This is a genomic window from Gemmatimonadaceae bacterium (assembly GCA_035533755.1).
Taxonomy (GTDB): Bacteria; Gemmatimonadota; Gemmatimonadetes; order Gemmatimonadales; family Gemmatimonadaceae; genus JAGWRI01.
In genome coordinates this window covers 1-13738 of sequence record DATLTC010000057.1, presented here as the reverse complement: position 1 = coordinate 13738, position 13738 = coordinate 1, and the positions used below count along the sequence as shown (strand labels likewise).

At 70.9% G+C, this 13738-nt stretch carries 10 protein-coding genes; 6 read left to right on the top strand and 4 right to left on the bottom strand.

The window, feature by feature from the left end; all coding sequences use genetic code 11:
- Nucleotides 1–19 precede the first annotated feature (19 nt).
- Nucleotides 20–940, top strand: a complete 921-nt coding sequence (gene murQ, locus VNE60_08685) for an N-acetylmuramic acid 6-phosphate etherase (protein ID HVB31582.1) — start codon at nt 20–22, stop codon at nt 938–940.
- Nucleotides 937–2109 carry an anhydro-N-acetylmuramic acid kinase gene (locus VNE60_08680; GenBank protein HVB31581.1) on the top strand — a complete coding sequence of 391 codons (1173 nt, stop codon included), beginning with the start codon at nt 937–939 and terminating at the stop codon, nt 2107–2109. The genes murQ and VNE60_08680 overlap by 4 nt, the downstream gene beginning before the upstream one ends.
- 157 nt (nt 2110–2266) lie before the next feature.
- On the opposite strand, the gene VNE60_08675 is transcribed toward VNE60_08680, so the two are convergent.
- From VNE60_08675 to VNE60_08660, 4 genes are read right to left on the bottom strand one after another with little or no spacing between them, the layout of a single operon-like run.
- Nucleotides 2267–3655 carry a trypsin-like peptidase domain-containing protein gene (locus VNE60_08675; protein HVB31580.1) on the bottom strand — a complete coding sequence of 463 codons (1389 nt, stop codon included), beginning with the start codon at nt 3653–3655 and terminating at the stop codon, nt 2267–2269.
- A gap of 1 nt (nt 3656) precedes the next feature.
- Nucleotides 3657–4757 carry a Stp1/IreP family PP2C-type Ser/Thr phosphatase gene (locus VNE60_08670; protein ID HVB31579.1) on the bottom strand — a complete coding sequence of 367 codons (1101 nt, stop codon included), beginning with the start codon at nt 4755–4757 and terminating at the stop codon, nt 3657–3659.
- Nucleotides 4758–4812: 55 nt separating this feature from the next.
- Entirely contained in the window at nt 4813–6498 is a 1686-nt protein-coding gene (locus VNE60_08665) for a protein kinase (GenBank protein ID HVB31578.1), read from the bottom strand.
- On the bottom strand, nt 6495–7607 hold the full coding sequence (locus VNE60_08660) for an FHA domain-containing protein (GenBank protein ID HVB31577.1): 1113 nt from the start codon (nt 7605–7607) through the stop codon (nt 6495–6497). The genes VNE60_08665 and VNE60_08660 overlap by 4 nt, the downstream gene beginning before the upstream one ends.
- A 348-nt stretch (nt 7608–7955) precedes the next feature.
- Here VNE60_08660 and VNE60_08655 point away from each other — a divergent pair, with 348 nt between their 5' ends.
- The 4 genes from VNE60_08655 to VNE60_08640 form a co-directional block, all read left to right on the top strand.
- On the top strand, nt 7956–9389 hold the full coding sequence (locus tag VNE60_08655) for an N-acetylmuramoyl-L-alanine amidase (protein HVB31576.1): 1434 nt from the start codon (nt 7956–7958) through the stop codon (nt 9387–9389).
- Nucleotides 9386–12319 (top strand): hypothetical protein, encoded by a 2934-nt coding sequence (locus VNE60_08650; protein HVB31575.1) that lies wholly within the window; start codon nt 9386–9388, stop codon nt 12317–12319. The genes VNE60_08655 and VNE60_08650 overlap by 4 nt, the downstream gene beginning before the upstream one ends.
- Entirely contained in the window at nt 12319–12828 is a 510-nt protein-coding gene (locus VNE60_08645; GenBank protein HVB31574.1) for a gamma carbonic anhydrase family protein, read from the top strand. Before VNE60_08650 ends, VNE60_08645 begins: the two co-directional genes overlap by 1 nt.
- A gap of 449 nt (nt 12829–13277) precedes the next feature.
- Nucleotides 13278–13738: ribonucleotide reductase N-terminal alpha domain-containing protein (locus tag VNE60_08640; protein ID HVB31573.1), on the top strand; the 461-nt coding region annotated here is incomplete at its 3' end.

Here is a 13738-nt window from a genome sequence, read left to right as displayed (position 1 = left end):
CGTCCCTCATTCGTCCGACGTGGCCACAGCGAACGATCCGCGCATCACCGAGCAGCGTAATCCGGGCACGGCCGACATCGATCTCGCCACGCCGATCGAAATCGTCGACCTGCTCGCGGCCGAGGATCGCGCCGTGCCGGCGGCCGTGCACGGCGAACGCGAGCGTATCGCCGCGGCGATCGCCCAGGCGGAACTGACCTTTCGCCGCGGCGGCCGGCTGTTCTACGTGGGCGCCGGCACCTCCGGCCGCCTGGGCGTGCTCGACGCGTCCGAATGCCCGCCCACCTTCGGCTCTGATCCCGAGATGGTGCAGGGGATCATCGCCGGCGGGCTGCCGGCGCTCACGCGCTCGCAGGAGAGCGCCGAGGACCGCGTCGAGGACGCGGTGCGCGATCTCGACGCGGCGGGCGTGCGCCGCGGCGACTTCGTGATCGGCATCGCCGCCTCGGGCACCACGCCGTACGTGCATCGCGCGCTCGCGCATGCCAAGGCGGTGGGCGCGAGCACCGCGTTCATCGCCTGTTCGCCGCCGCCGGCGTCCAACGAGCCGGCGGCCGACCTCGTCATCCTGCCCATTACCGGACCCGAGGCAGTCACCGGGTCCACGCGCCTCAAGGCGGGCACGGCCACCAAGCTCGTGCTCAACATGATCACCACCGGCGCGATGATCCGCCTGGGCAAGACGTACGGCAATCTGATGGTGGACCTGCAAGCCACCAACGCCAAGCTGGCCGAGCGCAGCCGGCGCATCGTGGTCGAAGTGTGCGACGTCTCGCCCGACGAAGCGCGCGCCCTGCTGGCCGCCGCCGGCGCCAGCGTGAAGACGGCGATCGTCATGCACTTTCTGGGCGTCGATCGCGCCGCGGCCGAGCAGGCGCTCGATCGCGAGGGCGGCGTCATCCGCCGCGTGATCGGCCGCAACCCGCCCCCCGTCCCGTGAGCGGGCCCGCGTCGCCGGCGGCGCGCCCGCCCGTGTACGTGGGGCTGATGTCGGGCACGTCGCTCGACGGCATCTCCGCCGTGGCCGTGCGCTTTCACGAGCGCGACGCCCGGCTCGAGCCCGAACTGATCGCGTTCGTGGTGCGCGAGTACGACGCCGCGCAGCGCGACGCGCTGCACCGCGCGATGTCCATCGGCACGGCGCAGGAGTACTGCCTCCTGCAATTCGACCTCGGCGGGTGGCTGGCCGACGCCGCCGTCGCGGTGATGGCCGAGGCGGGCGTGGCGCGCCGCGAGGTGCGCGCCATCGCGTCGCACGGGCAGACCCTCTGGCACGAGCCGCCGCATGCCACCTGGCAGATCGGCGAGTCGGCGGTGATCGCCGAGCGCACGGGCGTGGACGTGGTGAGCGACTTCCGCGTGCGCGACGTGGCGGCGCTCGGGCAGGGCGCGCCCCTGGTCCCGATGGCCGACGCGCTGCTCTTTGCCGGCGACGACTGGCGCGCGCTGCAGAATCTGGGCGGCATCGGCAACGTCACGATCGTCCCGCCGAACGGAGACCTGTCGGCGGTGCGCGCGTTCGACACGGGGCCCGGCGTGGCGGTGATCGACGGCGTGGTGCGCGCCCTCGATGCGCGCCGCCGGTTCGACGTGGACGGCGAGCTGGCGCGGGCCGGCACGGCCATCGAGCGCGTGGTGGATGCACTGCTCGCCGATCCCTACTTTGCCGCCGAGCCGCCCAAGTCCACGGGACGCGAGCTGTTCGGCGCGGCGTACGCCGAACGCGTGATCGCGATGTGCCGCGACGCGGTGCCCGATGCGTCGCCGGCCGACGTGGCCGCCACGGCCACCCAGCTCACGGCGCGCAGCATCGCCGACGCCTATCGCCGGTTCATGCCCGAGCCGGCGGCGGAGGTGCTGCTGTCCGGCGGCGGCGCCAGGAACGGCGCGCTCGTGGAGGCCATCCGCCGCGAACTGGCGCCGATGTCGGTGCGCCGGTTCAGCGACGCCTACTTCGACGACGAGGCCAAGGAGGCGGTGGCGTTCGCGCTGCTGGCGCACCTGTTCCTGGAGCGCCTGCCCGGCAACGTGCCGCGCGCTACCGGCGCCCGGGGCCCGCGCGTGCTGGGCAAGTTCACGCCGGGTGGGCATCCAGAACCCAGGGGTTGAACAGGTGCTCCGGATCGGACGGATGCTCCTGATCAAGCAATAGGGGGCTCCGGCGGGAAGATCTCACCCCCGAAGCCCCCAAGTGTGCTAGCCGTAGCATCCGTCCAATCCGGAGCATCCTGTGCTCACTCTCCGTTCTGGATGCCCACCCGCGGGTCTATTTGATGATGCCGGGGGCGTCTGACCCGAGGAACGCGGCGAGCTTGTCGGCCGGCACCGCGTAGACGATGCGGCCCGCCGCCTCCGCGGGGCCGCCGAACACCACGCCCACCACGTTGCCCTGCGCGTTGAACACCGGGCTCCCGCTGGAGCCGTGCGCCGCGTAGGAATCGATCTGCAGCACCGTGGACACGCGCTTGCTCACCGTGCCGGGATCGAGCGTGGTCTTGGCAATCATATTCGCGCCGCTGCCCTCCATGGGCAGATCGGTGGCGAGCGGGAATCCGATGGTCAGCACGGGGGCGCCCTCGGGCGCGGCGGCGGCCGACGGGCTGATGCCCTGCACGGTGGTAAAGGGCCCGCCGCGGTCCATCTGGATGAGCGCCAGATCCACCGACGTGTCATCGCTCACCCGCACCACGTGCGCCGGCCACACGTCGTCCGTGTTGCGGAAGGTGACGGCGAGGCGCGTAGCGCGGGTGCCGTCGGCGTTCTGCACGTTGTGCCGGTTGGTGACCAGCAGCCCGCCCGGTGTGACGGCGAACGCGGTGCCCGCAAAATAGTGGCCGTCGAAATCCGAGTAGAGCATGGCCACGGCCGGCGCGTTGCGGGCATTGATCGACGGTACGTCCATCGTCACCAGCGCGTGCTGCGACTCGAGCGCCGAGCGGATGGAGTCGATGGCGCCGGCCGAGTTCCCGGGCGTGCGCGCGATGCGGGCCCGCAACGAATCGCTGCGCCGCGCGAGTGCGTGCGAGAAGTTGGTGTCGGCCATGGCATGCAGACGCGCATCCAGCGCCGTCGAGGCCGATTCGTTCTGGGCGAGCATCTGCTGGAGCTGCGCCACCTGCGCGGCCGCGGCGCGGTGTCCGGCCCAGAACGCCACGCCGATGCCGGCGCCGAGCACGACCACGGCGGCGAAGAACAGGCGGGTGAGGCGCGACGTGTGTTCCTGCACGGCGATCGCGATGCGCTCGGTGGTGGAGCGCCGCGGCGTCTCCCTGACGGTCGCGGCGGCCATGGGCCGCACCGGCGACTCGTGGCCGAGGCGCGTGGCGGGCGCCGGCGCCGGCGCCGATGCGACGATGCGGATCTCCACCTGCGGCCCGTGCTCGCCGAACGCGATCCGGTCGCCGTCCGCCAGTTCGCGGTCGGGCAGGACGCGCTCGCCGTTCACGTACGTCCCGTTGGTGCTCGTGTTGTCGTGGATGACGTAGCGTCCGTTCACGCCGCGGATCTCGGCGTGCTTGGTGGACACGTCCAGGTCGCGCTCGGGATCGAATCGTAGATCGCTCAGCGGGTGGCGTCCCACGGCGATCACCGACTTCTCGAACACCTCGCGCTGGCCGGCGCGGGCGCCGTCCAGGATGCGGATCTCGAGCGCCACGTCAGTCGCGCGGACCGTGCAACAGCCACCACGCCGCGGCGAGCACGATGACCACGGCGAGGACGGCCAGGAGCATGCGCTGGATGGCGAGGCCGCGGGCCCGGCGCTCCTCGCTCACCATCGGGGTCACGGCAGCTTCGGTCTCCGGCACCTCGGCGGCCGAAACCGCGTGGATGGGCACCGTGGTGCGCTGGCTCGCCTCGTCCACGACGCGGTCCATGCCCATGGCCGGCGTATGGCCCGGCTCTCCCAGCGGGAACACGCGGTGCCCCACATGGTCGCCCTCGGCCACGTCCTCGAGCCCCTCGCCGTCGAAGCGCGCCGCGATCACCGTGATGTTGTCGGGGCCGCCGGCCGAGTTGGCCAGGTCGATGAGCCGCTTGCAGGTGGCCATGAGGTCGTGCTCCTCGACCACGGCCTGGGCGATCTCCTGGCGCGTGACCTGTCCCGACAGCCCGTCGCTGCACAGCACGAGCGTGTCGCCGCGGCGCACGCGCTGATGCGTGAGGTCCACTTTGACCGTGGATTCGGGGCCGAGGGCCTGGAGGATGATGTTACGCCGCTCGCTGCGTTCGGCTTCCTCCTCGGTCAGCTCGCCGGCCTCCACCAGCTTCTGCATCAGCGACTGGTCCTTGGTGATCTGGCGGGCCTCGCCGTCGCGCACGATATAGGCGCGGCTGTCGCCCACCTGGACCAGGTACAGCGTGTCGCCGAGCAGGCCGGCGATCGTGGCCGTGGTGCCCATGCCGCGGTATTCGGCGTGGTTGGCGGCGTAGGCGTTGATCTCGGCGTTGGCCACGGCGGCGGCGCGCTTGAGGGCGGAGGCGAACGCCGCGGCCGACGGATGGACGTGCGGCAGCCAATCGCGGCGCAGTTCGCGGAGCACGATGTTGGTGGCCATCTCGCTGGCGATCTCGCCGGCCGCGGCGCCGCCCATGCCGTCGGCCACCATGAACAGCGACCCGCGGGGGCCGGCGGTGTGCGTGCGCACCGACGGCTGCAGCGACGCGTCGTCGGCCGTGAGGTCGGCGACGACGAAGGCGTCCTCGTTGTGCTCGCGGGTGCGTCCCACGTCCGTCTTGCCGAAGACGTGGACGATCACGGATCCGCGGGCAGCGCCGCCGGGGGAGGGCATGGTGAGCGAGGTCAAGGGCCGGTTATGGACAGTGGGTCGCGATGGGTTCCAGCTTGCGCTTCAACTTGGAATCGGAAACGATGGCGTACCCGTTCTTGGCGGCCTTGCACGCACCCGCGGTGTCATTCTTGCTCATCAGCGCAAAGGCCTTGTACAGGTCAGCGGCGGCCACCTGATCGGCACTCATGCGATTGAGGGCCTGCTTCTCCAGTTGATCCAACGCCTGCAGCGCCTGGTCCGCGGTGTTCTCATCGTTGGCCAATGCGTCGATCCGGTTCAGTTCCGCGTCCACATTCACCGCCGCCGTCTGCGAATTCGCCGGCGGAGTCTTCACCGCCGGACTCGTCCCCGTCGGATTCGTCGCCAGCGGCTTGCTCAGCTTCTCCGTTCCTCCCACCGGCGCCGCGGCGCCCTTCTTCGTCTCCTCCGGCTTCCGCACCGCGCCGCCCGCGCCGCCCACCGTGCTATCGGCCATCGTCGCCGGCGGGTTCGCCGGCGTCGCCTTGGCCGGCGATCCGCGCATCATCCACACCGCCGTCGTCCCGCCCCCCAACACCACCACCGTCACGATGGCCGCGATCAACGGCGTCTTGCTCTTGCCCGCCGGCGTGGGCGCCGGCGCCTGCTTGACCACCGCATCCGCCGCTCCCGCCACGCGCGTGGCCGGAATGGCCGCCGTCGCGCCGGCCGCTGCCGCCGCCACCGACGGCGCGCCGATCACCTGCGTGCCCGCCGCCGCCGCCACGCTCTGCGGCATCGCCTCCACGGCGCGCAGCAGGTCGCGTCCGAACTGCGCCGCCGTCTGGTAGCGCAGGTTGGCGTCGCGCTCCAGCACCTTGTCCATCACCGCCTGCACTTCGGGCGTCCACGCCACGTCGGGCTTCATCTCGGCGAGCGGCTTGGGCTTGTCGGTGAGGCGCATGATCATCGCCTCCTGCGCCGACTCGCTCGGGAAGGGCAGCTTGCCGGTGAGCATGTTGAACGCCACCAGCCCCAACGAATAGATGTCGCTCCGCCCGTCCAGCTTGTCGCCGGCCAACTGCTCGGGGCTCATGTACTCCGGCGTCCCCACCACCAGCCCCGTCTTGGTCACCTTCTGTTTCTCGTTGTCGGCGGCCTTGGCAATCCCGAAGTCCACGACCTTCACCAGATCCGACCCGTCACGGTTCCTGGCCACCATGATGTTGTCGGGCTTGAGGTCGCGGTGCACGATCCCCATGTCGTGCGCCACCGTGAGCGCGTCGGCCGTCTGCCGCGCGATGTCGGCCGCCCGGAGCGGCGGCAGCGCCCCCTGCTGCTCGATGAGCGACGTGAGCGGCGGCCCCTCCACGAACTCCATGGCCAGATAGATCAGCCCCTCGCCCGTCTCCCCGAAGTCGTACACCGCCGCCACGTTGGGGTGGTTGATCCGGCTGGCGTTGGCCGCCTCGCGATTGAACCGGCTGATCGCGTCGGCGTCGTGCACCATCCCCGGATTCATCACCTTCACGGCGCTCTTGCGCCCCATCTTCACGTGTTCGGCAAGATACACCTGCCCCATGCCGCCCTCGCCCAGCTTGCGCAGCACATGGTAGCGGTCGGCGATGATCGATCCCACGAGATCGTTCTCGCTCCCCTGCATGCGCAGCGTGGTGCCGTCCTTGGGACAGAACCGCTGGTCCAGTTCGTATTCGGCGCCGCACTGTGGGCAGATCTTCAACTGGCTCACACGCTCTCCACACGCAGGATCTGATCGCCCAGGAGCAGGCGCTGGCCCTTCTTCACGGGCTGCTCGCCCCGCACGCCCATCGCTACGCCGTTCCGGCTGCCGGTGTCGTGCACGAAGAAGTCCGAGTCCTCCGACCGGATCTCCGCGTGCCGGCCGCTCATGGTCTGGTCGTACGGGAAGATCCAGTCGCCCGTTTCGCGCCCCAGCAGCACGCTGCGCCCGGGCGACAGATGAAAGGTGTCGCGCACGCTCCCGTCGGCCCGGAGCTGCTCCAGCACCGCCACGTCCACCGACGGCGTGAGCGATCCCATGCGCCGCGTGGAATCGGCCTCGGGCGGATGCGGCCCCGGATAGCCCAGCCGCCGGAACCGCAGCACCTGCGAGCCCACGAGCATCCGGTCGCCGTCCATGAGCTTCACGGCCCCGTCGATGAATGCCCAGCTCCCGTTGCGCGACCCCAGGTCGCGCAGCCAGAGCACGCCCTCGCGCAGGTCGAATCGCGCATGCAGCGGCGACAGATACACGTCGTCGTGGAACTTGATGTCGGCCTCGCCGCGTCCCACCACGGCCTCGCCGCGGTCGAGCGTGAAGGTCTTGGCGATGTCGCCGGCGTCGTTGAGCAGCGCCAGCCGCGGCCCCACGTCGCGCCGGGCAGCGCCCAGCACCTGCGTGCCCAGCACCGCCTGCTGGTCGGCCACCGAGACCCGCTCGCCCACCCGCCCCCCGCAGCGGGCGCAGAACAGGTCCACCCCCTGCTGGAAGGGCGCGCCGCACTTCTCGCAGCTGCCCTCTTTGGGCGTCGCGGTGGCGCGATTGCCGCAATGCGCGCAGAACGGGAGCGATGCGTCCACCGGCTTGCCGCATCGCGAACACGTCACCTTCGATGCCGCAGGGGAGTTTGACACGCGAGTGTTGGGAACGCCGGCGGCGTTTGAGTCCTTCGGAGCCGGAGGCTGGGCAACTACGGGATGTGGACGCGGCGTCCCCGAGGCATCGGGTACGTACGCCGGCGCCACGCGAGCGTCCGATGGGTTGATGGGCTTTCCACAGTCAATGCAGAAGCGCGCCGCCGTGTCGTTCTCTCGACCACAGAACGTGCACGCGGTCACGCTGTCGTCTCCACCGCAAAAAGCGCCATGACGCGCGAATATAGGACCCGCGGAAAAGGGGGTCAATGAAGTTCCGAAATGGCGCAAGTGCGCCGCTCTCCGTCGCTTCCCTCAATTGCCCGCCCTTCGTAGCTTGAGGCGATGCCGCGCTCCGTTGCCCGCTTCGCGCTCGTCGCCATTGCAGCCGCCACGGGGTGCACGCACCCGGCCACATCCGCCCCCCCGCCGGCGCCGGCCAAGGCGCCACCGGGCGCCCAAGCGGCCGGCCGCAAGCCCGGGCCCGCCTCACGCACCCCCGCCCAGCCATCCGCGGCCGGCCAGCCCGCGCCGCTGCCCCCCATCCCCCCCGTGGACGGACCCCTGGCCGTCCACGTGGTGTACCCCGCCGACCGGCAGTTCATCACCTCGAGCGAATCCACCTTCGTCCTCGGATCCCTGGGCAACGGCCACGCCACGCTGACCATCGACGGCACGCCCGCCCAGGTCTATCCCAACGGCGCATTCATGGCCTGGGTGGCCAATCCGCCGGCCGCCGACCCACGCTACCAGCTCGTGGCCGCCCTCGGCGCCGACACGGTGCGCGTGAGCCACGAAGTGCGGGTGCGCGTGCCCTCCCGCGGCCGCCCCGAGCCGCCACCGCCGCCCCCTGCGCTCGACACGACGTCGTCCTGGGTGCGGCTGGACGATCCCTTCTCCACGCTCCCCGACACCGACGACGCCATCGTGGGCCGCGCCATCCCGGGGTCCACCTACCACTGGTTCCTGCTGCCGGGCACGGTGGTGCGCCGCGACGGCCGCCTGGGCGGCTACACGCGCATCGCGCTCGACCACGAGCTCCGGATCTGGGTGCCCGATTCGCTGGTCCACGCGGTGAACGACACCGAGCCGCCGCGCCGCGTGACCGGCGACGGCGTGGTGCGCTCGGCCCCGGGCTACGAGGACTTCGTGCTCCCGGTGGCCAACCGGCCGGCCTACTTCATCGAAGAGCGCGACCACGCCATCGATCTCACGCTCTACGACACCCACGGCAACACCGACATCATACGCTATCCCACCGGCGACACGCTCATCCGCCGCGTGGAATGGGCCCAGGTGGCCACCGACCGCGTGCGCTACACGCTGCACCTGAGCGCCCACCCGTACGGCTACCTGGTGCTGTGGCAGGACGGCCACTTCGTGCTGCGCGTGCGCCGTCCACCCGCCGTGGACGCGGCGCATCCGCTGCGCGGACTGGTGATCGCGGTGGACGCCGGCCATCCGCCGGGCGGCGCCACGGGCCCCACCGACCTGCACGAATCGACGGCCGTGCTCGCCGTGGCCCAGCGCCTTCAAACGCTGCTCGAGTCGCGCGGCGCCGCCGTGGTGATGACGCGCACCACGCCGGAGCCGGTGGGGCTGGAGGACCGCGCCGTGATCGCGCGCCGCGCCGAGGCCGACGCGTTCGTGTCCATCCACCTGAACGCGTTCCCCGACGGCATGAATCCGTTCACCGCCACCGAGGGGAGCGCCACGTACTTCTATCGCGGGCAGTCCGAGCCGCTGGCCCGCGCCGTGCAGCAGGGCATGGTGCGGTCCATGGGCCTCCCCGACCAGGGCGTGCTGTTCCGCAGCCTGGCCGTGGCCCGCCAGACCTGGATGCCGTCCATCCTCTGCGAGGGGGCGTTCGTGATCATCCCGCAGCAGGAGGCGGCGCTGCGCACGGCGCAGTTCCAACAGGCGTACGCGCGCGGCATCGCCGACGGGCTCGCCGCCTACTTCCGCGGGCTCGGGGCCTCGCGATGATCCGCCGCGCGCTGCTGGCGCTGGCCCTGATCGCCGCCTGTTCGGCAACAGCGCGCGCCCAACTCGCGCCCAACGCCGACTGGCGCGTGCTCCGCACGCCGCACTTCCGCGTGCTGTTCACGCCGGCGCTGGAATCGCAGGCCCGGCGCGCCGCGGTGAACGCCGAGGTGGCGTACGGGCAGCTGGCCGGCGAGCTCACCCCGCCGCGCGGCACGATCGACCTCGTGATCAGCGACGACGTGGACTTCACCAACGGCTACGCCACCACGTTCCCCACCAACCGCATCGTCATCTACGCCAACCCGCCGGTGAACGACGTGTCGCTGCGGTTCACCGACGACGCCGACGCGATGGTGGTGACGCACGAACTCACCCACATCTTCCACCTCGACCGCAGCCGCGGGATCTGGGATCTGGCGCAGCACGTGTTCGGCCGGGCGCCATACTTGTTTCCTAATGCCTACGCGCCGCGCTGGCTCACCGAAGGGCTGGCGGTCTACTACGAGTCCCGGTTCACCGGCGCCGGCCGCGTCATCGGCTCCGACCACCGCATGATCGCCCGCGCCTTCGCCGCCGAGCACCGGTTCCCGTCCATCGACCAGATCAGCATCGCCGACGCGCGGTTCCCATACGGCAACGCGCCGTACGTGTTCGGCTCGCTGTTCGTGAACTACCTGGCGCAGATGCGCGGCGAGCGGAGCCTGCACAACTTCGTCGAGGACGAGGCGTCGCAGCTCATCCCGATCTGGCTCAACCGGCCGGCGGGCGAGGCGTTCGGCATCTCGTTCACCAACGCCTGGAAGCGGTGGAGCGACTCGGTCACCAAGTCGATGGACGAGCCGGGCCCGCCCACGCCGGGCTGGCGCTACCTCACCGTGGGCGGCGGCTTCGCCAACTTCCCGCGCTGGGCCGACGACACGGCCATCACCTTCACCGGCAGCGACGGGCGCGCCAGCTACGCCGCCTACAGCGTGGCCCTCGACGGCACCGAGGCGCGGCTGGAGCGCCGCAACAGCGATTCGCCCACCCTCGTGCTCCCCGACGGCGAGCAGCTGTTCACGCAGCTGGAATACGTGGACGCGTACCACGTGCGCTCCGATCTGTTCGCGCAGCGCGGCCGGCGCACGGTGCGCCTCACCCACGGGGCGCGGCTCACCGTGCCCGACGTGAACGCCGACGGGCGCATCGTGGCCGTGCAGACCCTCCCCGCCGCCACGCAGCTGGTGCTCCTGCGGTCCGACGGCACGGGGCTGCGCGTGCTCGCCCGCGGCAATGAAGACGTGCAGTGGACCGAGCCGCGGTGGTCGCCCGACGGCCAGTATATCGCCGCGGCGCGCTGGCAGCGCGGCGGCACGTCGGAGATCGTCGTCCTCGACACCACGGGCGCCATCGTGCAGCGCATCTCGCCGGCCCACGCCGTGCAGGCGGCGCCCAGCTGGTCGCCCGACGGCACGCGCATCTTCTTCAGCTCCGACCGCACGGGCATCACCAACATCTACTCGGCGCGGTTCGCGCCCGCCGGCACCGGTCGCACCGGCGGCAACGATCTCGAGATGCTCACCAACGTGGCCACCGGCATGTTCTATCCGTCGGTGTCGCCCGACGGGCGGTGGCTGGCCGCGTCGGTGGTGCTGGGCGACGGCTACCACGTGGGCGTGGGCGCGCTCGACCGCATCACGCCGGTGCCGGCGCCGCCGCTCGACTCCCTGGCGCTGCCCCAGCCGGCGCCCCCGGCCGACAGCGTGACCACGCCGGCCACGCGCTTCTCGCCGTGGCACGGGCTGTGGCCCCGGTACTGGATGCCCGTGGAGGAGCCGTCCATCGCCGGCGGCGCCCGCGTGGGCGCGTACACCAGCGGCGTGGACGTGGTGGGCCGCCACAGCTACAGCGCGGAGCTGTTCGTGCCCACCGACGGCACCGGCCTCACCGGAGCGTTCAACTACGACTACGCCGGGCTCGGCATGCCCATCCTATCGGTGAGCGGGGAGCAGGACTGGGAGAACGACGGCGTCGTCCGCAACGACCAGCGCGTGGCGGTGGGCACGCTGCGCAAGCGCACCCGCATCGTGACCCTGGGCGCCACGTACGTCCGCCCGCGCTTCCGCACGTATTCGTCGCTGTCGCTCCTGGCCGGCCTCGAGGCGCACGACTACGCCACCGATCCGGCGCCGCTCCGCGCCCGCATCGACTCGTCGTTCGCGCGGGCGTACTACTATCCCACGCTCATCGCCAGCGGCGTGTGGAGCAACGCGCAGCGGCCCACGCTGAGCATCTCGCCCGAGGACGGGCTCACCGGCGCCGCCACCGTGCGCGAGCGATTCACGAGCGGCAATGCGTCGGGCGCCACGTTCAGCGCCGTGGCGTCGGCCAACGCCTACAAGTCCATCAACCTGCCCACGTTCGCGCACCAGGTGCTGGCCGTCACCGGCACGGTGGGGTACAGCGACGACCGCTCCACCAGCTACTTCGAGGTGGGCGGCGCCAGCGGTTCGGCCATCTCGATCGTGCCCGGCGTGGTGCTGGGCCAGGGGCGGCGCACCTTCCCGGTGCGCGGCTTCGACGCCGCCTCCCTCATCGGCCTGCGCGCCTTTGCCGCGTCGGCTGAGTACCGCGTGCCGTTGGCGCTGCTCGACCGGGGCTGGGGCATGCTCCCGTTCTTCCTCGATCGCAGTTCGCTGTCGGCGTTCTACGACGCCGGCGGGGCGTGGTGCCCGGCCGTGTTCGCCCAGGGCACGGTGTGCCGCGACCCCGTGCTCGCCCAGCACTTCACCATCGCGTCGGCCGGCGTGGAGTTCAGCCTCACCGCCGCCGTGCTCGACTGGGACACGCCGTACCAATTCCGGTTCGGCGTGGCGCTGCCCACGCACAACGGCGCCCTCGTCGGCGCCCCCAGCGTGAGCACCTACTTCTCCCTCGGCCTCTCGTTCTGATGGCGCCCATCGCTCCCAGTGTCCATCCCTCGGCGTTCGTCCATCCGCGCGCCTTCGTCTGCGGCCAGGTGACGCTGGGGCCGCGCGTCTCGGTGTGGCCGTTCGCGGCGCTGCGCGGCGACACGGCGCCCATCACCATCGGCGCCGACAGCAACGTGCAGGACGGCACGGTGATCCACGTGGATCACGGCGTGCCGTGCATCATCGGCGAGCGCGTGGGCATCGGACACCGCGCCATCGTCCACGGCGCCACGGTGGACGACGACTGCCTGATCGCCATGGGGGCGGTGCTGCTGAACAACGTGCGCGTGGGCTCGGGGTCGATCATCGGCGCGGGCGCGGTGTGCACCGAGGGGTTCGTGGTGCCGCCCAATTCGCTCGTGCTCGGCGTGCCGGGCCGCGTGGTGCGGCAGACCTCGGCGGAGGAGCGCGCGCGCATCCGCGGCACCGTGGAGAGCTATCTGGCCTTGCAGGAGGAGCACCGGCGGGGAGCATTCCCGGAACTGTGACAGGCGTCGGTTAACTCCCAGTGGGGGCCACGTCCCGTTGTTTTTGGCGCGTGGGAGCAGGCAAACCGCTACAGCAGCTTTGTGAGCAACCGGCGACGCCGCGCGCCCGTCTGCGCGCCGGATATCCGTTGAGGGCCTCTGCCGTAAGACCCTGAATTCGTTAGGTTTAACTGCCAACTGCGCACTGCAAATCCGCACTGGTTCAGGTGCGATTGATTGTTCTCACATTGTCACGATTTGTTATCAACGTGTACGGTCGCCCCGTCTCACGTTCGTGATGTTGATATCGCAAGTCGTTGATTGGCAATGTGTTGGCATGGGGCTGGCGTGGTTTCACGATCCCGGGTACGTTGCGCCCCCACCCCATGAACACCGGGGCTGCAAAGTGTCCTCTGCCGGCCGCCCCGACCGTCCTTGACATCGCTTCACCAATTGGGAGTGTTTTCACTATGCCCGTCTCGAAAAACCCACCGGCTGGCCTCGCGTCGCTGTCGCAGAACGCGCGGACCGTGCTGGCCAAGCGCTATCTGATCAAGAACGAGAAGGGGGCCTCGGTAGAGCAACCCGAGGACCTGTTCTGGCGCGTGGCGACCGTGGTGGCCGAGGCGGACCGTAGATATGGGGCCACGGACGAGCAGGTGGAGCAGCAGGCGCGGGAGTTCTACGCGCTCATGACGCAGCGCCGGTTCGAGCCCAACTCGCCCACGCTCATGAACGCCGGCCGTCCCCTGGGGCAGCTGTCGGCCTGTTTCGTGCTGCCGGTGGCGGATGCCCTGTCCAACCATAAGGACGGCATCTACGACACGCTGGCGAGCATGGCGCTCATCCATCAGTCGGGCGGCGGCACGGGCTTCTCGTTCTCGCGGCTGCGGGCCAAGGGGTCCATGGTGCGTTCCACCACGGGCGTGGC

Excerpts from the sequence above, each read along its gene's own strand:
- VNE60_08650 (HVB31575.1), top strand. The coding sequence starts at position 9,386 with ATGATCCGCCGCGCGCTGCTGGCGCTGGCCCTGATCGCCGCCTGTTCG.
- VNE60_08645 (HVB31574.1), top strand. The coding sequence starts at position 12,319 with ATGGCGCCCATCGCTCCCAGTGTCCATCCCTCGGCGTTCGTCCATCCG.